The sequence below is a fragment of the Bacillus licheniformis DSM 13 = ATCC 14580 genome (assembly GCF_000011645.1).
Lineage (GTDB): Bacteria > Bacillota > Bacilli > Bacillales > Bacillaceae > Bacillus > Bacillus licheniformis.
The window spans coordinates 3146393-3165251 of the sequence record NC_006270.3 but is presented as its reverse complement, the minus strand read 5'-3'; the positions used below and the strand labels follow the sequence as shown (position 1 = coordinate 3165251).

The window sequence follows — 18859 nt, the reverse complement described above, 5'->3', positions numbered from 1 at the left end:
AAAATGAATCAGTTCATGGAACGCCTCTCTTTGTCAAAGCCTGTGGTCCAGGCGCCGATGGCGGGCGGGCCGACAACACCAAGGCTCGCCGCCGCCGTATCAGACTGCGGCGGCTTAGGCAGCCTTGCATCCGGCTATTTGACGCCGGAAGTGCTTCAACAACAGATTCTGGAAACGAAAAAGCTGACATCAGCCGGATTTCAAGTCAACCTCTTCATTCCGGAAAAACGGGAAACCGTCACCCGGGAAGAATATGAAAGGTGGCAAGAGAAGATACCTTTGGCGCGGTCGGCTTCACCCGTGACAGATGAGAAACAAGATTGGGACGATTTTTACGAGAAAATAGAAATCATTCTCAAAGAAGGAATCAGCGCCGTTTCATTTACGTTTGGCCCTCCGCCGGCTGATGCCGTCAAGGAACTGAAAAACCGAAATTGCTGTTTAATGGGCACCGCCGTTTCAGTTGAAGAAGCCGTGCTGCTTGAAGAACTGGGGATGGATGTCATCATTGTTCAAGGAAGTGAAGCGGGCGGCCACAGGGGAGCCTTCTTGAAAACGAAGGGAGAGCCTGCTGTCGGCTCGATGGCTTTAATTCCCCAAGCGGCAGATCATGTGTCGGTTCCAGTTATCGCAGCGGGCGGCATTTTTGACAAAAGAGGTGTTGCTGCAGCTTTTGCCCTCGGCGCACAGGGCGTTCAAATCGGTACCGCTTTTTTGACGTGCGAAGAAAGCGGAACACACCCTGCCTACAAACAAAAATTGTTCGAAGCGGTTGAAACCGACACAAGCCTGACCCGTTTGTTCTCGGGGAAGCCGGCAAGAGGCATCGTCAATCAGTGGATGGAAGACAGACGCCAGGAAGAAGCTGAAGCGCTGCCTTATCCTCTGCAAAACACGCTGACGCAACCGATGAGAAAACAGGCGAAGCTTGACGGGAATACGGATAACATGTCATTGTGGGCCGGACAGAGCGTGCGGGCCACCGTCGAGCAAACGACGGTGAAGGAGCTGATGGATCAGCTTGTGCCGGCCGATGTGCTATCTGATCATTTGAATTAATGCCGGAATATCAACCCGCGTCACTTGGGAAAGCAGATAGGCGGACGTCTGTGCATGAGGCTTTCTCAGCCCGTTCAGTTTTTCAATGATTGTTTCGCCGCTTAAGATCCCCAGGCCGTGTGCCGCATAGAGATTATTTTCAAGTAAAATAGCATTTTCTCCGCGCCACTGCGGTCTTGAGGGATCGAATTCAGGGTTCTTGAAATACAGGCAGTCTCCCGGAAGGTAGTCGTTTCCTTTATCCGTATAGATCGGCAGCCGCTCATAGTGCCAATCGTATAAAATGATCCTTTGATAATTCCGGTCAAATGTCTGGTCGCCGATCGTTTTGAGAAGCGCCATATAAAAAATGATGACAATCGCAGTCGCGCACTCAAAAGCATAAGAAGGGCCGCTTTCAAAAATATTTCGAATCGCCTTTGAAGCCGGTGCCCTGTACTTCAACTCCAAAGCCCCCTCAGGCGTCACCCTCCAAAACTCTTCATTCCCGTATGTCTTTGAAAAGGTGGCAAACTTCGCTCCGCTGTTGATCAGCTCTCTGGCCGATTTGACGGTATGCTCTCTGAATCTCAGCTCAAATAACAGTTCTGAGATTGAACCGTATCTATATCCGGACGGCATGGCCAGCATCCGGTTTGCGATGTCTCTCTGCGTCTGACTGACATTCAGTTTTTCGATATCCTCAGGACGGAGCCGGTAGCCCGAAACACTTATCATAGGATACACCCTTTTCCTTTTTTATTAGCGTATGCCTGATGCTTGGGCAGGAAAACGGTCTAATTTTCCGCTTTTTTTATTTAAAAAATAGACCCCGTCTCCGATAAAAGTAGAGAAAGGGGAATCACACATGAAAAAGCTTTTAAATTGGACGAAACGTCCTTCTATTTCTAAAAAATTAATTTTCTCATTTATATTCATTTTAACAATTCCGATCTTGGTTCTTTCGGTTACTTCATATTTTACGGCCAGCAGCACGCTCGAGGATGAGATTTTGAGAAGTGCGAAAGACAATATCGATGAACTGAACGACATTATTCAGCAAGATATCGGCAGCAAGGAGACTTCCATTGCGTATTTCAGCGAATGGATTGATCAAAAAGCGTACAAAGAGAAAGGCCAGACTGCAATTAAACAACGGTTTGAGCAGTTTGCAAAACAGAATCCCGACGTCGAACTCGTCTTCACCGGATCGGAAGATAGTGTTTACGCACAATATCCGAATGCTCCACTGCCCGACGGGTATGACCCGGTAGAACGCGACTGGTACAAACAGGCTGTCCAGGAAAAAGGGAAAACGATTGTAACTGAACCTTATGAGTCTGCATCAACGGGGCATATGGTCGTCACGATCGCCAAGCAGAATAAAGACGGTTCTGGCGTAGTCGCCCTTGACTTGAACATTGACAAGCTGATCAAATCGGCAAACAGCATCAGCATCGGAAAAACCGGATATGCATTCATCATCGGCGAGGGGAAAACGTATGTCGCCCATCCGAAAATTAAAGCCGGCACAGAAGCAGAAGCTGATCTGACAGAGCAAATGTTCAGCAAAGAGAGCGGCTTGTTCACCTTTAATGAAAAAGGCAAAGAAAAGAAAACGGTCTTCACGACAAACAAACTAACCGGTTGGAAAATCGGCGGAAAGATGAATACAGCAGAGATTAAAGACGCTGCCCAGCCCGTGCTTCACATGGCAGTCATGACATTGGCAGGCGCGATTATTCTGGGCGGAATCCTTGTTTACTTTATCGTCCGCGCGATCAGCAAGCCTTTAAATCAACTCGTCTCTTCTGCAAAAAGCATCAGCGAAGGAGATCTGACACAAAAAATCGATGTCCGCTCCAAAGACGAATTCGGCCAGCTGGGCACAAGCTTCAACGAAATGGCTGACTCGTTGCGCTCGCTGATCAGCACGATTCAAGAATCGGTCGACAATGTGGCATCTTCTTCAGAGCAGCTGACGGCAAGCGCGGACCAGACAAGCAAAGCGACCGAGCACATTACATTAGCCATCGAGCGGTTCTCAAGCGGCGCTGAAAGTCAAAGCGAAAAAGTCGAAGAAAGCTCACAGCGGCTCAGCCAAATGAATGAGAAGCTGAATGAAATTGCAGGCGTGTCAGAATCGATTACAGAATCCTCGGGTAAATCGACGGAAATTGCCGAAACAGGCGGAGAGCTCGTCCAACAAACCGTCGGGCAGATGAACTCGATCAACAGGTCTGTCAAACAGGCTGAACAGGTTGTCAAAGGGCTTGAAGCGAAATCGAAAGATATCACCGCGATCCTGCGCGTCATAAACGGAATCGCCGATCAAACGAATTTATTAGCTCTGAACGCCGCCATCGAGGCAGCGCGGGCCGGCGAATCAGGCAGAGGCTTCTCGGTTGTCGCTGAAGAAGTCAGAAAGCTTGCGGCTCAATCAGCGGGATCGGCAAAAGAAATCGAAGCGCTGATTCAGGATATCGTTAAGGAAATCGAACATTCGCTCAACATGTTCAAATCGGTCAACCAGGAAGTACAGTCAGGACTCGAAATTACCGAAGAAACGGAATCTAGTTTTAAACACATTTACGACATGACAAACGAAATCGCAGGCAAGCTGCAAACGATGAATGCCGCCGTAGAGCATTTATCAACAGGTTCTCACGAAATATCCGATGCGGTCGAAGAGATCGCCGACGTATCGCGTGAAAGCTCTGCCGGCATTCAGGACATCGCCGCTTCAGCGGAAGAACAGCTGGCTTCCATGGAAGAAATCAGCTCATCCGCTGCAACGCTCGAACAGATGGCTGAAGAGCTGCGCGATTTAACGAAAAAGTTTAAGATTTGATGAAAAGAGGCTGCTGGTCAGCCTCTTTTTTCAGTTCTATCTTCAAGAATTTTCAGAAATACTTTTTAAAGTTTTTTAATATGCAAAAGTAAATGAAAGCTCCGATATTAGTTTCATAATCTAGAAGCTAAAGGAGTTATACTAAATGAAAAAGATATTGGACTGGCTTAAACGTCCGTCTATCTCAAAAAGGCTGTTTTTCAGCTTTATATTGGTTTTAACTTTGCCGATTTTGGCCTTATCCTATAGTGCGTACCAAACGGCGGGAAGCTCTCTTGAAACGGAAATCATGAGAAGCGCACGCGATAATGTCGAACAGCTGAATGAGATCATAGACCAGAATATCGGAGAGAAAGAGGAGGCCGTCTCCTTTTTCAGCGGCTTGGTAAATGAAAAGCTTTATCAAGAAAAAGAGAACGCATCACTCGTAGAAAGACTCGAGCAGTACGCCAAGCTGAATCAGGATGTGGAAGCGATCTACACAGGTTCAAAAGACGGCAAGTTCATCCGATATCCCGCCGAGAAAATGGCGAAAGGCTATAACCCGGCGGACAGGGACTGGTATAAGCAAGCCGTTGAAAATAAAGGAAAGGTGATCATCACAAACCCTTATAAAACAGCGTCAACCGGAACGATGGTCATTACGATTGCGAAGCAGACGGAGGACGGCTCAGGAGTTGTTGCCGTCAACATGAAAATCGATGAGCTTATCAAAGCGACAGAGCGCGTCAACATCGGAAAAAGCGGCTTTGCGTTTATTTCAAGCAATGACAAAAAATATGTTGCCCATCCGACAATCGAAGCCGGAACCGAAGGCAAAGGCGACTGGGTTGGACAAATGTACGGCAGTGAGAAAGGCGATTTTCAATATACATTTGAAGGAAAAGAAAAGAAAATGGCTTTTACGACGAACAAGCTGACCGGCTGGAAAATCGGCGGAACGATGTTCACAGATGAGATATCAGAGGCCGCCCAGCCCGTCTTCCACATGGCGATAATCATTTTGGCAGCGGCGATCGTGCTCGGCGGCATTCTCATCTACTTTATTATCCGCGGAATCAGCAAGCCGTTAAGCGAGCTCGTGTCATCCGCAAAGAGCATCAGCGGAGGCGATTTGACGCAAAAAATCGAAGTCCGTTCAAAAGACGAATTCGGTCAGCTCGGTACAAGCTTTAATGAAATGGCCGAATCGCTGAGATCTTTAATCAGCGTCATCCAATCATCAGTTGACAATGTAGCTTCTTCATCTGAAGAGCTTCATGCCAGCGCGGCGCAGACAAGCAAAGCGACTGAGCATATTACAATGGCCATTGAACAATTTTCCGACGGAAATGAAAGCCAGAAAGAAAAAGTGGAAGCGAGCTCGCATCAGCTGAATGAAATGAACAACGGGTTATATGACATGTCAAAAACATCAGCTGCGATTACCGATGCGTCGCTGAAATCGACTGAGATTGCCGGCAAAGGAGAAGAGCTTGTTCAAAAGACGGTCGGCCAAATGAACTCGATCGATCGGTCTGTCAAGCAAGCGGAAGCGGTCGTCAAAGGACTTGAAGCCAAATCCAAAGATATCACAAGCATTTTGCGCGTGATTAACGGAATCGCCGATCAAACGAATCTGCTGGCGCTCAATGCCGCGATCGAAGCGGCAAGGGCCGGGGAATCGGGCCGCGGCTTCTCGGTAGTGGCTGAAGAAGTCAGGAAGCTCGCCGCACAATCCGCCGACTCGGCGAAGGAAATTGAACATTTAATTCAGGAAATCGTCAAGGAGATCGACAACTCTTTGAACATGTTCAAATCGGTCAATCATGAAGTACAGTCAGGACTTCGAATCACCGATGAAACAGAGACAAGCTTCAAAACGATTTACGATATGACCAATGATATCGCAGGAAAGCTGCAGACCATGAATGCCGCTGTCGAGCAATTGACGCAAGGTTCCCGCCAAGTCGCGGGCGCGGTCGAAGAAATCGCTGATGTATCGAGAGAAAGTTCGGCAAGCATTCAGGACATCGCTGCTTCAGCCGAGGAGCAGCTTGCCTCCATGGAAGAGATCAGCGCCTCCTCCACGACATTGGCGGAGCTGGCTGAAGAACTGCGTGATTTGACACAGAAATTTAAGATTGAATAGCTTTAAAACATCCGGTTTTCCTCCGGATGTTTTTTTAGTTATTTTAGACTATAAAAAGTTATAAAATGCATATAAAAACTTTTAAAAGAATCCGATATTAGGGATATAACAGAAAAGAGGAGTCAACAATTCTATGTCAAAGATTGTCAATTGGGTGAAGCGTCCCTCCATTGCAAAGAAATTAATTCTTTCATTCTTGCTTATTTTAACCGTTCCAATCATCGTCCTTTCCTATAGTGCGTATCAAACGGCAAGCAGTACGCTTGACGGAGAAATCATGGACAATGCGCGCGAAAACGTTAACCAGTTGAATGAAATCATCAATCAGAATATCAGCCAGAAAACAAACGCCATGTCTTATTTCAGCGGGTTCATTAAAGAAAACTCTTTTACAGGGAAAGAAAGCGACGCTTTAAAAGTGAAATTCGAACAGTTCGCCAAGCTTCATCCCGATGTTGAAGGGATCTTTACCGGTTCAAAGGACGGGAAGTTCATCCGCTACCCGGATCAAAAGATGCCGAGCGGATATAATCCGGTAGAGCGGGACTGGTATAAAAAAGCCGCTGAACACAAGGGCGAAGTCGTTATCACAGACCCCTACAAAACGGCGTCAACCGGAACGGTGGTTATCACCATCGCCAAGATGCATGAGGACGGCTCCGGCGTTGTCGCCGTCAATATGAAAATCGAAGAGCTCATTAAAGCGACAGAACGCGTAACCATCGGGAAAAAAGGCTTTGCCTTTATCACGAGCGCTGATAAAAAGTTTGTCGCCCACCCGAAACATGATGCGGGCACAGATGTCGAAGGCAGCTGGGCGGAAAAGGTATATGCGAATGACAAAGGAACATTCAAATACACGCTTGACGGCGAAAAGCAGATGGCTTTCGCGACCAACAAGCTGACCGGCTGGAAAATCGGCGGAACCATGTATATCACTGAATTAAAAGAAGCCTCACAGCCTGTGCTGAATGCCGCTCTGATTACGTTGGGCGCCAGCATCATCATTGGCGTGCTTCTCATGATTCTCATCATCAGATCGATCACAGGGCCGCTCCGCGAACTCGTTTCCTCTGCGAAAAGCATCAGCGGCGGCGATCTGACGCAAAAAATCACTGTCCGCTCAAAAGATGAAATCGGACAGCTCGGAACAAGCTTCAACGATATGGCTGAATCGCTGAGCTCTTTAATCAGCGTCATTCAGACATCGGTTGAAAACGTTGCTTCTTCGTCAGAGCAGCTGACCGCGAGCGCGGATCAGACAAGCAAGGCGACAGAACATATTACATCTGCGATCGAACAATTTTCAAACGGAAATGAAAGCCAAAATGAGAAAGTGGAAATCAGTGCGCAGCAGCTGACTGACATGAACAGCCGATTGCATGAAATGTCCAAAGTCTCAGCATCGATTACAGAATCATCCATTCAATCGACGGACATTGCCGGTACAGGCGGAGAGCTTGTTCAAAAAACGGTCGGACAGATGAATTCCATCGATCATTCCGTTAAACAGGCGGAATCCGTCGTGAAAGGACTTGAGAGCAAATCAAAAGACATTACGGCGATCCTGCGGGTGATCAACGGCATCGCAGACCAGACGAATTTGCTCGCGTTGAACGCGGCAATTGAAGCAGCAAGAGCCGGTGAAGCCGGAAGAGGGTTTTCTGTAGTTGCCGAAGAAGTGCGCAAACTGGCTGAGCAATCCGCGTCATCGGCAAAAGAAATTGAAGCGCTCATTCAGGAAATCGTCAATGAAATCGGAAAGTCGCTGGACATGTTCCGGGACGTCAACCGTGAAGTACAGTCGGGACTCACCATCACAGATGAAACAGATACAAGCTTTAAGCAGATTTATGACATGACAAACGAAATCGCGGGCAAGCTGCAGACGATGAATGCGGCAGTTGAAGAGCTGTCAGAAGGGTCACAGCAAGTCGCGGGAGCGGTTGAAGAAATTGCAGACGTATCGCGTGAAAGCTCAGGAAGCATTCAAGACATTGCCGCTTCGGCTGAAGAACAGCTCGCTTCAATGGAGGAAATCAGTTCTTCTGCGGCTACGCTTGAACAAATGGCTGAAGAACTGCGCGATTTAACGAAAAAATTTAAGATTGACTAAACATCAGGCTTCCGCCGATCCGGCAGCCTTTTGCCCGGGAAAAGCATCTTTTTAAAGGAACGGGGAAGGGTATAAATAGGTTTAAACAGACTATCATCTATCGTACACTGGTTGTACAGGAAAGGATCAATCATGCGACTGGAAGGCAAGAAAGTGATCGCGCTTGTCAGCGATGAATTCGAAGATTTAGAACTGTGGTATCCAGTTTTGAGGTTGAAGGAAGAAGGAGCGATCGTACATTTCATTGGTGAAAAAGCGGATCATGAATACAAGGGCAAATACGGAGTGCCCGCTGTCTCAGATTATGAGCTGAAAAGCGTGAACATTGAGGAATACGACGCCGTTCTGGTTCCGGGAGGCTGGGCGCCTGACAAGCTCAGAAGATATCCCGAGGTCCTGGAGATGATTCGGTGGTTCAACGAAAGGAAGAAGCCCATCGGACAAATCTGCCATGCCGGCTGGGTGCTGATTTCTGCAGGAATATTGGAAGGCAGGAAGGTTACAAGCACACCGGGGATTAAAGACGATATGGAAAATGCCGGAGCCATATGGGTGAATGAAGCAGCGGTCGTCGACGGCCATATCGTGTCAAGCCGCCGCCCGCCGGACCTGCCGATCTATGTCAAAGCCTTTGCCGATCTTTTGGCGCAGTCCTAAAACAGATGAGCCGCCCGTTCATTCGAGCCGGGGCGGCTCATTTGCTACATGTGATCAGCGGGGAAAACGAGACCGATCTGTTTGCGCGCTTCATCTATGACCGCCAATGTGTCTATAGAACGTTCAAACGTGTTAAGCGAAGACTCGATCCGCCCTTGTTTAATTAAATTGATGAATTCCTCTGTTTCATAAAACATGGCCGGTTTGTCATCAGGCAGCGTAAGATGTTCAACCCGACCGTCCCGATAGCGGATGTCGACTTGTTCGGGGCGGTGGATTTTATCGATGACGATAGAGCCTTCTTCTCCTTGAATTTCAGCCGGGATGAAGGAATTTGAGATTTTCGAGTGCATCAGTACGGCTTCGTGCTCCTTGTATTTTAACAGCACTGTTCCTTCACCGTCCGCCCCTGACTCAAGGATCAGCCCGTTCGCTTTGACTTCGAGGGGTTTGCCGAACAGGACGATCGCGGGATGAACGCAATAGACGCCGATATCCATCAAGGAACCGTTCGATAAAGCCGGATTAAATGCGTTTAAGACGGTTCCGTTTCGATAGGCGTCATAGCGGGAAGAGTATTGGCAGTAGCTGGCTGTAAAACGGCGGACTTTGCCGATTTTGTGCAGGTTGCGACTGATGTTTTTAAAATTCGGAAGAAACGTCGTTTTCATCGCTTCCATAAATGTTACGCGGTGTTCCTGCGCTGTTTTTACCATTTCTTCCGCTTCTTTGACATGGGACGCAAGCGGTTTTTCGCACAGGACGTGTTTTCCGCTTTTCATGAATGTAACTGCCTGATCTTTATGTAAAGAGTTGGGACTTGCGATATATACCGCATCAATAACATCGCTCTCAGCCATTTCTCCGATATCGGTAAAAACCGCCTCGGCTCCGTATTTCTGCGCGAATTCACGTCCGCGCTCTCCGGTCCTTGAATATACCGCGGTTAATTGAAAATCTTCGATCAAACGGGCCGCCCCAAGAAACCGGTCGGTAATCCAATTTGTTCCGACTACCCCGAACCGCATCATGCTATTTTCCCCTTTCGCTGTAGGATATGTTTATTATACAGTGTTTTCTTTTGCCGGCGAAATACAAAAAGACGGAAACGCCGGCGTATATCTATATAACAATAAACGTTTTCAAGCGGAAAAAAAGACCAATAGCAATGGTTTTATTTTTAGTATGAGGAGTAATAGTGTACAATTTAATTTATAAAACCAACGTTAATGGAGGATCGCCATGGACTCTTTGCATATGTGGGGCGGCAGGTTTAAAAAGTTTTTTTTAGACAATAAATTCGTCCTGTTTCTGCTTATTCTGCTTTTGATCGGACTGAACATCCTTGTATTTACAAAAGCATCGTTTATTTTCACGCCTTTCATCGTTCTTGTGGAAACCATCGCTCTGCCTGTCGTGCTGACAGGTGTCGTTTATTATTTGTTAAATCCGATCGTTGATTTTCTAGAGTGGAAAAACGTGAAAAGAATTTATTCGATTCTTCTTCTCTACATTGTGATCATCGGTCTGATCACGATTTCGATCGTCTCTGTTATCCCGCTGTTAAGGGAACAGATCACAAGCCTTGTCGATAACTTCCCAAGGTATGTCCACATTGTGGAAGACCAAATTAAACAGCTGATCGGAAGCCAGTTCTTTAATCAGGTCCAGCAGACGATGAACATCAATCTGACCGATTTGGCAAGCAAATTATCCGATCAGGCTACCACCATTTTAAACAGTACGTTTACCGGTGTGGGAACGTTCATAGGCGCCGTGACAGAGGTCGTGATTTCGATTGTGACCGTGCCGTTTATCCTGTTTTACTTGTTGAAAGACGGCAAAAAACTGCCGCTGTTTATTCTAAAACTCATACCGGTCCGCCTGCGGGAGCAGACGTATGTGATGATGTCCGAGATGAATCACCGGCTGAGTTCGTATATCAGGGGGCAGATCATCGTCAGCTTCTGTATCGGCTGCCTGTTGTTTATCGGATATATGATCATCGGTCTTGATTATGCTTCTCTTTTGGCCCTTGTGGCGGCGTGTACGAGCATCGTTCCGTATCTCGGACCGACGATTGCGATTACGCCGGCAATCATCATCGCTTTGGTCACTTCTCCGTTTATGCTTGTGAAGCTGATCATCGTTTGGACTGTGGTGCAGCTGTTTGAAGGAAAATTTATTTCGCCGCAGATTATGGGAAAAAACCTGCACATCCATCCGGTAACAATCATCTTTGTGCTGCTGACGGCAGCCAAGCTGTTCGGCGTGATCGGCGTCATTCTCGCCATCCCCGGATACGCGGTCATCAAAGTGGTTGTCACGCATTTATTTGAATGGTTTAAACAGCGTTCACACCTTTACGAAAAAAACGAAGAAGTCTGAATCCCGCTTGCATAATCGGCTTTTAATATAAATAGTTTATTAGAGGACAAGTTTTAAGGAAGCGAAAGGAATGACATATGAACATTTGGGATATTATTGTCGCTATCATACTTGGAATTGTTGAAGGATTAACCGAATATGCCCCTGTATCGTCAACAGGGCATATGATTATTGTTGACGATGTCTGGCTGAAATCGAAAGAACTGCTTACGCCGGAGGCGGCGAATACCTTTAAAGTCGTGATTCAGCTCGGCTCCATCCTTGCCGTCGCCTTCGTATTTAAAGACCGGATTCTCAATCTTTTAGGCATGAAGAAAAACATTACGGAAGAGCAGAAATCGGGAAACCGCCTTTCCATCGCCCAAATCGCTGTAGGCCTTGTTCCCGCCGCTGTGCTTGGATTTTTATTTGAAGACTATATTGATCAATACTTGTTTTCCGTCCGCACCGTTGCGGTCGGTCTCATCGCCGGTGCGGTGCTGATGCTCGCAGCCGACTGGATCAATCGGCGCAAGGATACGACAGATTCGGTTGATAGGATGACGTATAAGCAGGCGCTTGGCATGGGGCTGTTTCAATGTCTGGCGCTTTGGCCGGGCTTCTCGCGCTCGGGTTCGACGATTTCAGGCGGGGTTATTCTCGGCTTGAGCCACAGAGCGGCCGCTGATTTCACCTTCATCATGGCGATTCCGATCATGATGGGTGCAAGCCTGCTCTCTTTAATCAAAAACTGGGCATATTTGAGTGCAGACCTGTTGCCTTTCTTTATCGCAGGGTTTATCAGCGCTTTTATTGTCGCTCTTTTTGTCGTCCGTTTTTTCCTCCGGCTGATCAACAAGATCAAGCTGGTTCCGTTTGCCATCTATCGAATCGTTTTAGGGCTGCTTCTGTTCATTTTGTTTCTGTAAGAGTGAAAATGCGAACCGATTTCCGGCTGGAAATCGGTTTTGTTATGGGTAAAAAGAATGATATTCTATTATTTCCCACTGTAAAACCGCCTGCCAACTTACTATACTAGTAAGAGGGAGGAGATATTGAAATGTTTATTATCGCATGTTTATTGATTATCTTAGGCCTCATGCCTTTTTTATATAAAGCGAACCACAATACAAAAGATGTGAAAGTCAACACGATTTCGGTCGAGCGCGTGCAGGCTCCCGCTTTAAAGAAAAAGCTGAACATTCTTCATCTGTCCGATCTTCATTTAGAAAACATTTCGATTTCACCTGAACGGATTCTTGAACTTGCCAATAAAAAACGAGTGGATCTCATTGCTTTAACAGGAGATTTTCTTGATAGGAAGAGAAATATTCCAAAGCTTGCAAACTACTTAAAAGCTTTGAAAAAACTGAAGCCGGCATACGGGATGTACGCTGTATTCGGCAACCATGACTACCTATTGAAAGACGAACACTTTCGGAAGCTGAAACGTGTACTGGAAGATAACGGATGCATCACCCTACAGAACCAGCATGTCTCCATTGAAGTGGAAGGCGAGACACTCAACATTATCGGGATTGATGATTACAGCACGAAGCGAAGCGATATTGCCGGTTCATATAAAGGGCTTAAAGAGGGCTACAACCTTGTATTGACGCATGATCCGAACGTTGTGCTTGATATGCAGGAATTTCACTTTGACTATCTTCTTTCAGGACATTTTCACGGCGGTCAGATTCATTGGCCGAAGCCTTATCATCTCGTGAAGATGGGAAAGCTTGTGCGAATGAATATGATAAAAGGTCTTCACTACCATCATGACAAACCGTTTTATATCAGCGAGGGATTGGGTCAGACTGGGGCGAACATCCGAATCGGAAGCCGTCCGGAAATGACGTTCCATCACATTTCATAAAAAGAAGAGGCTGTTGCATTTTTTTGCATCAGTCTCTTTTTTATTTATTTCTGCAGATAGGACTTGAACAATTTTTCTTTCGAAATAAACAAATATTGGGAAGGGGGGATTTTGCGAAGAGAAAATTGCTTTGTTGTTAAATATAAGATCGGAATCTGCGTCAGCTTCTTGAACACTCTGTAAAACTGGTTCGCAGGCTCAACCGCTTCAAAACCGAGCCTCTCAACTCCTTTATGCAGCGTAGTGATGCCGATGATGCCTTTAATTTGGTCTGACCGGTGATGATTTTTGATATATTCGGCCAAGATCGGCATTGAAAAATACGCTTTTTGATAAATGAGAATGCCTCTTCCGACAGCGCTCTCAATATTTTGAAGCTCCTTGATCAGCTTAATATTGTGCAGATGAATTTTGATCAGAACATCGTTTTTCTTAATAACCGTCCCATCGCTTAACACCACATCGATCCCTTTGTACTTTGTTAGACGGACGCGAAAAATGCTCGTTTTCGTTTGGTCAATGAGTGTCAGTCTTGAAAAAAAATAATAAAACGGGTCAATTACACTCCAAATTGACAAAAAACAGTTTCTCAAGTCGTCACTTTCCTTTCCTGAAAAAATACACTTATATTTTGGCTGGATATTTGAAAAATATAAATGGAAAACATTTTTCTTCTGAAATGGAGGATGGAGATGACAAAGATTCTGATTTTCCCTTTTTTAAGCATTTCCACCGGTCATCATCACGTTGCCGATTCGCTGCAGACAGAACTGCTCCTCAAATCCCATCACTGTGAAAAAATCGACATTTTTTCACATGCTTATCGGCGGCTGGAAAAGGCCTCCTCTGCGGCATATTTGTCATGGATTCAGTATTTTCCGAAAGTCTACAGCTCGGTCTATCATCTCCTGGCGTGCGGGCGCCATGAAACGGCAAAGCGCCACCTCTTGTATGAGCTGATCTTTTTGAAAGGCATGCAGCAGATTATTGCAGAAAAAAAGCCTGATATCGTGTTCTGTACGCATGCATTGCCCTCCTATTTGCTGAACCGCTTAAAAGGCCAATTTCCCGACATGAAAGTGGCCAATGTATATACCGATTTTTTCGTCAACCGAATCTGGGGAAGAGAGAAGATTGATTATCATTTCGCGCCGATCAAAGACATCAAAGACCAGCTGATCGCAGAAGGCGTTGATGAAGAGAAAATTTTTCTGACCGGAATACCTGTGCACCGTTCCTATAAAACGGAGAGAAAGCCTGAGCAGGACGGGGACAAAAAAGCGTTTTGCAACATCCTCATAACCGGCGGAAGCATGGGGGTGGGCGGCATTTTTAAACTCGTGCGGGAACTGTCGCCGAACGGGAATGTCGCATACCAAATACTATGCGGAAAAAACCGAAAGCTCTACCGGTATGTTCGTGATTTAAACAATCCATATATTAAAGCGCTGCCTTATATCGAAAGCAAGACTGAAATGAACCGCTTATACGCGGAGGCGTCGGGCATTATTACGAAGCCCGGCGGCGTCACGATCAGCGAGTGCATTGAAAAACAGCTCCCTGTTTTCATCTATCATGCGCTGCCCGGACAGGAAGAGATGAATCTCGATATTCTGAAAAAGAAAAACCTTGTCATCGAACTGAATCAGCAAAAACAGCAGCCGATTGAACAGCAGCTGCTTTCCTTTTTCCGTTCGGATGAAGACATCAGGCGCTATCAAATGAGCGTCGATCAATATTTGCGCGAAAAATCGGACCGTGATTTCAGCGATATTTTAGACGGGATCATTCATAACCGGAGCGGTTTAGGGAATGCTCACGTATAAGGGAGGAGGAAGAACGATGTCTGAGAGCAGCAAGAAATCAGTCGTCATGTTGCTGATCGATTCATTAATGGATGAACCGCTCAAAGAAGCCGTGAAAAACGGACAGGCTCCTGGACTGCAATATTTACTGGAAAACGGGCGTTATGTGCCTGATATGATCAGCCCTTTTCCGACGATGTCTGTCAATGTCGACAGCACATTGCTTACAGGGGTGTACAGCGACCAGCACAAAGTGCCTGGCCTTGTGTGGTACAACGCGAAGGAAAAACGGATTATCAATTATGGCAGCCACATTCGAGAGCTTCTGAAATTAGGCATCAAACAATCCTCCAGAGACGTCTTTTACAATCTGAATCAGGTTCATTTAAGCCAACAGGTGAAGACGCTTCACGAAGAGCTTGACGAAAAAGGAATCGAAACGTGCTCGATCAATGCGCTCTTGCACAGGGGGAGCCGGGACGGCTATTTGCAGATTCCCTTTCTTTTTTCAATGATTTCCGGATTAAACCGGTCAGTCAAAATCAACGCATCCCAGCTGTTTTCGTACGGCGGTTTTTCCAAAGTGAATCCGGCCAACCGCTCGCTTTTCAAAAAATTCGGTTTTAACGACCGATTTTCAACCAATGAATTGGTCTATCTGATTCAAACAAACAAAGTACCGCCTCTTGCGCTCGTCTATTTTCCCGATCTCGACCAGCACGTGCATAAACACGGGAGGAACGACGCAGCGGGGGTGGCGAAAGCCGACCGGCATGTTCAAAGGATTTTAGACAGTTTTTCGTCATGGGAAGCCGCTTTAAAGGATCACATTTGGATCGTGATGGGGGACAACGGACAGGCCTGGATCAGCGGCAATAAAAAAGAAGCATTGATTGATTTGAGAAGCCTTTTGGACGCCTTTCGCATTGTGAAATTAAAGAAAGGTGTGACGGCCGATGACGACATCGTTCTTGCAGTTAACGAAAGAATGGCGTTCATCTATTCGCTCGATAAAGCGAAGCTTCCGCTCAAGAGGATAGCGGACATTCTGCAAAAGGACGAACGGATCGACATCATCTGCTGGAAAAATGAAGCGGATTCAATTGAGGCCGTTTCGGGGGAGCAGCACGGGAAGCTCACATTTCGGCCGGGAGGCAAATGCACGGACGAATTTGGACAAACGTGGACGCTGGAAGGGGATTTACATATTCTCGATTTGACGGTTGAGCAGAACAGCCTGACATACGGAAAATTTCCTGATGCGCTGGCCAGACTGTACGCTTCATTTTTTTCTCATGAAGGCGATTATTTGATCGCCAATGCAAAGCCCGGATACGAATTTATCGGCGAAGGGTCGCCGACGCACGTCGGAGGAGCCAGCCACGGTGCACTGCATAAGCAGGACACCCTCGTCTCCATGATCATCACCGGAACCGATACAATGCCGGCATACAATCGTCTTGTCGATATAAAAGAATGGATCCTCGATTTAGTCAAATCACGGGGAGCGGGGGAATGACTAAAGCCCCCTCCCCGCCATTATGACGGTTGTCTGATGCCTTTGACAAATGCTGCAAGCGCCGAAGCGATCATCACAAAAAGTGAAACTGCCTTTATGATTGTCTGTAAGAGCGCATGTTCTACGACAATGTTGGAGTGCACACATAATGCCAAAATAAATATGGCAATCAATGAACCGTATTTTTCCCCCATAACCGTTTCTCCTTTCGAGCCGTCATCCTCCAAAGAACAGGTCGAGAATGTTTCCGGCGGTTGAAGATTGTTTATTGTACAGCTCTGAATACCCGCAGTTTTTGCAATAAACGACGAGAAAACGGTTATGCTGCACATCGAACAATTTTGACAGGCCGGTGCCGGTCGTCGCGATTTCTTTTTGCCCCGCATCTGTGCTTCCGCACTTGATACATCCTTTATGTTCACGCATGGCGCTTCTCCTTTCGCGATGTAAAATCCAACCAAGTTCATTATAATGGAATGTTCTTCAAAAGAAAATATTTCTCAGGAAATGATCGGCCGGAAAACAAGGAAAATCAGACTGGGTCTTTTTGCTTATAAAAGATCCTTATCGACTGGTAATTTTATTTTTGTGCCGCGGAAAACAATTCTTTTAACCTATTCATTCGTCTGGGACCATCCTGTAAGATAAACCTATTACAATATCATCCACTAGAGGAAAATAGTTTTTATTGACTAGGATAAACGAAAGGGGAAGCTGCTTTGAGCGAAGGTTTTTGGGATTCAGTAGGCAACTTTTTACACATATCCTACACGGAAAATGAACGAAAACGCGATGAGTATAAAAATTTATACGACTATTTATCTGATAAAGAAAGCGATGTCAAGACGAAATTAGCAGAAATTGATGCAAGTTTGAAGGCTTACCACAGCAATCTCCCGGACTTGAAAATCCCTTCACACGAATTTGAGGATACCCGCCATGAAAAGGATGCCAAGCTGAAGGAATTGGTCAAGCATTTTAAAGATATGGTCGATGACATCCAAAGCGCCAAGACGAAGGCGAAAAGCAAGTGGGAGTATTATAAAGCAAAAGCTGAAGCTGAAGAGAAAAAGGCGTAGAGGAGGAACAGCCGAGTCATGGACGGATATGGATACTACAACTATCAAGCGGCGAATCCGAAAGTAAGCGGAGAGACTGTGAAAATTTCACACAATGGAACAATAAAAGCGCATTCCCATGCGAAAGCGATCGAAAAACATGTCGGCGATTCGCTCAAAAAAGCAAAGGAATTGAAAGCGTACGTCGAAAGCGGCAAATGGAGCGGGAAAACCCGCGACGCATTTTTAAGCTACCTTGAGCTGATTATTGAATTGAATGCCGATATGAAAGACGCCTTGAAAGAGCATACCGCTGCATTAGATGCGCTGGAAAAACACATCGACGGTTTTTCGCAGCTCAGTGAAGTGCAGGAAATCAAAAACTTATAACAGGGAAGGAGAATGACATGCAGGTGAAAGCAGATACGCTGTCGGCGGCAGAACTGTATGTTTTAGCAGGAGCAGCCGGAGTTTCCTACATATTCGGTCTTCCGGAACGCGAACAGCTGGCCTTGGTCGAGCCGGATTGTGCAATAAAAGCAAAGGACAGCCTGATTGAAAAAGGCATTCTTTTAAAGGAAGGCAAGCTGACCAAGACCGCTTTTTTTCTGATTAAGCTGCTGCAACATTACCAAGAAAGCGGAGAATACGTGCGCTTTAATAACGTGATGTGCGCATTTCTGCCGGACGACGAGGAGCGCGTTATCGCCCTGACTGAAATAAGCCCGGGCAAAGGGTACACATTAGATTATGTGGAAAAGCGCGAAGTTTATTTATCGCTCATTTCAAAGGTGTCATTTTTAGTAAGGGAGCCGCGCGATCAAGACCGCGCCTTTTTGACAAAACCGATGAGCGCCGCTGAAAAAGCGGAAGTCAGGGCAATGAATCTTGATGAAAAAGAAGTTCTTGCTGTGGAAACGTTCAAGCTAGCCTCACAGCAAAAACCGGCAGACCCCGGCTTCCAGACGACAACACTTTACTTTACAAAAGGCGAAGACTTCATCTCGGTTGATCCTTTAAATGATCGATATGAATGGATCAGCCTTTATATCATGAACAACCGGATCTATGATGCACTGCAGATCAATTTCAGAGCAGGGAGGGCGATGATATGAATGCAGAAGGCGGAGCAGGAGGCGGCGGTACAAACATCCATCTCGAGTTTGAAGAAATGATCACCATTTCCAATAAGCTGAAAAGCATCTGCGATATTTATACAGAAGGGGTTCAGAAGGAAATCAAAAACCTCTCAGAATCCGATTTTTATAAAGCCGGACAAGCATCAAAAGCGATTGAAAGCTACGCGGATATTCTCGGAAAGACGATGGAGCTGTTTGATAATTACTGTATAGCTTCCCACATTGTCAGTTATGCGATGGAGAAAATGTATGAAACAGATAAAGAGCTCCAAAAACTCTACAAGATTCAGAAATAGAAATGA

The 18859-nt window shown here is 46.2% G+C and carries 19 protein-coding genes and 3 pseudogenes; 17 read left to right on the top strand and 5 right to left on the bottom strand.

From position 1 onward, the window contains the following. Nucleotides 1-3: 3 nt before the first annotated feature. On the top strand, nucleotides 4-1059 hold the full coding sequence (locus tag TRNA_RS37790; RefSeq protein WP_011198240.1) for a nitronate monooxygenase: 1056 nt from the start codon (nucleotides 4-6) through the stop codon (nucleotides 1057-1059). Here TRNA_RS37790 and TRNA_RS37785 read toward each other — a convergent pair. Continuing rightward, nucleotides 1039-1776, bottom strand: coding sequence for a protein-glutamine gamma-glutamyltransferase (locus TRNA_RS37785; protein ID WP_009329469.1), 738 nt, complete (start codon nucleotides 1774-1776; stop codon nucleotides 1039-1041). The two genes, TRNA_RS37790 and TRNA_RS37785, sit on opposite strands and share 21 nt — an antisense overlap. Nucleotides 1777-1906: 130 nt before the next feature. Between TRNA_RS37785 and TRNA_RS44500 the strand changes: the two are divergent. From TRNA_RS44500 to TRNA_RS37765, 7 genes and pseudogenes are all read left to right on the top strand, one after another. Continuing rightward, nucleotides 1907-2947: pseudogene (locus TRNA_RS44500) on the top strand (cache domain-containing protein); the annotation flags it as partial. Continuing rightward, nucleotides 2942-3889 carry a methyl-accepting chemotaxis protein gene (locus TRNA_RS44495; RefSeq protein WP_369878955.1) on the top strand — a complete coding sequence of 316 codons (948 nt, stop codon included), beginning with the start codon at nucleotides 2942-2944 and terminating at the stop codon, nucleotides 3887-3889. The pseudogene TRNA_RS44500 and the gene TRNA_RS44495, both read left to right, overlap by 6 nt. Before the next feature lie 145 nt (nucleotides 3890-4034). Further along, nucleotides 4035-5075 (top strand): annotated as a pseudogene (locus TRNA_RS44490) (cache domain-containing protein); the annotation flags it as partial. Then, entirely contained in the window at nucleotides 5070-6020 is a 951-nt protein-coding gene (locus TRNA_RS44485; protein ID WP_404978201.1) for a methyl-accepting chemotaxis protein, read from the top strand. The pseudogene TRNA_RS44490 and the gene TRNA_RS44485, both read left to right, overlap by 6 nt. Before the next feature lie 133 nt (nucleotides 6021-6153). Beyond that, nucleotides 6154-7191: pseudogene (locus tag TRNA_RS44480) on the top strand (cache domain-containing protein); the annotation flags it as partial. Beyond that, on the top strand, nucleotides 7186-8136 hold the full coding sequence (locus TRNA_RS44475) for a methyl-accepting chemotaxis protein (protein WP_404978200.1): 951 nt from the start codon (nucleotides 7186-7188) through the stop codon (nucleotides 8134-8136). The pseudogene TRNA_RS44480 and the gene TRNA_RS44475, both read left to right, overlap by 6 nt. A gap of 132 nt (nucleotides 8137-8268) precedes the next feature. Next, complete coding sequence (locus tag TRNA_RS37765) at nucleotides 8269-8793, top strand: type 1 glutamine amidotransferase domain-containing protein (protein WP_003184745.1); 525 nt, start codon at nucleotides 8269-8271, stop codon at nucleotides 8791-8793. Nucleotides 8794-8837: 44 nt separating this feature from the next. Here the strand turns inward: TRNA_RS37765 and TRNA_RS37760 are convergent, their stop codons facing one another. Continuing rightward, a complete protein-coding gene (locus TRNA_RS37760) occupies nucleotides 8838-9824 on the bottom strand; it encodes a Gfo/Idh/MocA family protein (protein WP_011198237.1) in 987 nt (328 codons plus the stop codon). A 211-nt stretch (nucleotides 9825-10035) separates the two neighbouring features. Here TRNA_RS37760 and TRNA_RS37755 point away from each other — a divergent pair, with 211 nt between their 5' ends. From TRNA_RS37755 to TRNA_RS37745, 3 genes are all read left to right on the top strand, one after another. Then, the gene (locus TRNA_RS37755; RefSeq protein WP_011198235.1) at nucleotides 10036-11181 is read left to right on the top strand and encodes an AI-2E family transporter; all 1146 of its coding nucleotides are present in this window, start codon (nucleotides 10036-10038) and stop codon (nucleotides 11179-11181) included. Between the two features lie 77 nt (nucleotides 11182-11258). Next, complete coding sequence (locus tag TRNA_RS37750; protein ID WP_011198234.1) at nucleotides 11259-12089, top strand: undecaprenyl-diphosphate phosphatase; 831 nt, start codon at nucleotides 11259-11261, stop codon at nucleotides 12087-12089. 131 nt (nucleotides 12090-12220) lie between these two features. After that, nucleotides 12221-13036 carry a metallophosphoesterase gene (locus tag TRNA_RS37745; RefSeq protein ID WP_003184734.1) on the top strand — a complete coding sequence of 272 codons (816 nt, stop codon included), beginning with the start codon at nucleotides 12221-12223 and terminating at the stop codon, nucleotides 13034-13036. A 44-nt stretch (nucleotides 13037-13080) separates the two neighbouring features. Here the strand turns inward: TRNA_RS37745 and TRNA_RS37740 are convergent, their stop codons facing one another. Continuing rightward, nucleotides 13081-13629 carry a YkoP family protein gene (locus TRNA_RS37740; RefSeq protein ID WP_011198233.1) on the bottom strand — a complete coding sequence of 183 codons (549 nt, stop codon included), beginning with the start codon at nucleotides 13627-13629 and terminating at the stop codon, nucleotides 13081-13083. A 99-nt stretch (nucleotides 13630-13728) separates the two neighbouring features. Here TRNA_RS37740 and TRNA_RS37735 point away from each other — a divergent pair, with 99 nt between their 5' ends. Further along, entirely contained in the window at nucleotides 13729-14862 is a 1134-nt protein-coding gene (locus tag TRNA_RS37735; RefSeq protein WP_011198232.1) for an MGDG synthase family glycosyltransferase, read from the top strand. Nucleotides 14863-14878: 16 nt separating this feature from the next. Next, nucleotides 14879-16360, top strand: a complete 1482-nt coding sequence (locus tag TRNA_RS37730; RefSeq protein ID WP_003184728.1) for an alkaline phosphatase family protein — start codon at nucleotides 14879-14881, stop codon at nucleotides 16358-16360. Nucleotides 16361-16380: 20 nt separating this feature from the next. On the opposite strand, the gene TRNA_RS43940 is transcribed toward TRNA_RS37730, so the two are convergent. Together TRNA_RS43940 and TRNA_RS37725 are read right to left on the bottom strand one after the other, a co-directional pair. After that, nucleotides 16381-16554, bottom strand: a complete 174-nt coding sequence (locus TRNA_RS43940) for a hypothetical protein (RefSeq protein ID WP_003184726.1) — start codon at nucleotides 16552-16554, stop codon at nucleotides 16381-16383. A 22-nt stretch (nucleotides 16555-16576) separates the two neighbouring features. Then, nucleotides 16577-16786, bottom strand: a complete 210-nt coding sequence (locus tag TRNA_RS37725; RefSeq protein ID WP_003184724.1) for a zinc ribbon domain-containing protein — start codon at nucleotides 16784-16786, stop codon at nucleotides 16577-16579. A 293-nt stretch (nucleotides 16787-17079) separates the two neighbouring features. Here TRNA_RS37725 and TRNA_RS37720 point away from each other — a divergent pair, with 293 nt between their 5' ends. The 4 genes from TRNA_RS37720 to TRNA_RS37705 are packed head-to-tail and all read left to right on the top strand — an operon-like array spanning nucleotide 17080 to nucleotide 18853. Continuing rightward, on the top strand, nucleotides 17080-17439 hold the full coding sequence (locus TRNA_RS37720; RefSeq protein ID WP_003184722.1) for a hypothetical protein: 360 nt from the start codon (nucleotides 17080-17082) through the stop codon (nucleotides 17437-17439). An 18-nt stretch (nucleotides 17440-17457) separates the two neighbouring features. Further along, a complete protein-coding gene (locus TRNA_RS37715; RefSeq protein WP_003184720.1) occupies nucleotides 17458-17808 on the top strand; it encodes a WXG100 family type VII secretion target in 351 nt (116 codons plus the stop codon). 17 nt (nucleotides 17809-17825) lie between these two features. Then, entirely contained in the window at nucleotides 17826-18533 is a 708-nt protein-coding gene (locus tag TRNA_RS37710; RefSeq protein WP_003184719.1) for a DUF5081 family protein, read from the top strand. Continuing rightward, the gene (locus TRNA_RS37705) at nucleotides 18530-18853 is read left to right on the top strand and encodes a hypothetical protein (RefSeq protein WP_003184717.1); all 324 of its coding nucleotides are present in this window, start codon (nucleotides 18530-18532) and stop codon (nucleotides 18851-18853) included. The genes TRNA_RS37710 and TRNA_RS37705 overlap by 4 nt, the downstream gene beginning before the upstream one ends. Nucleotides 18854-18859 lie beyond the last annotated feature (6 nt).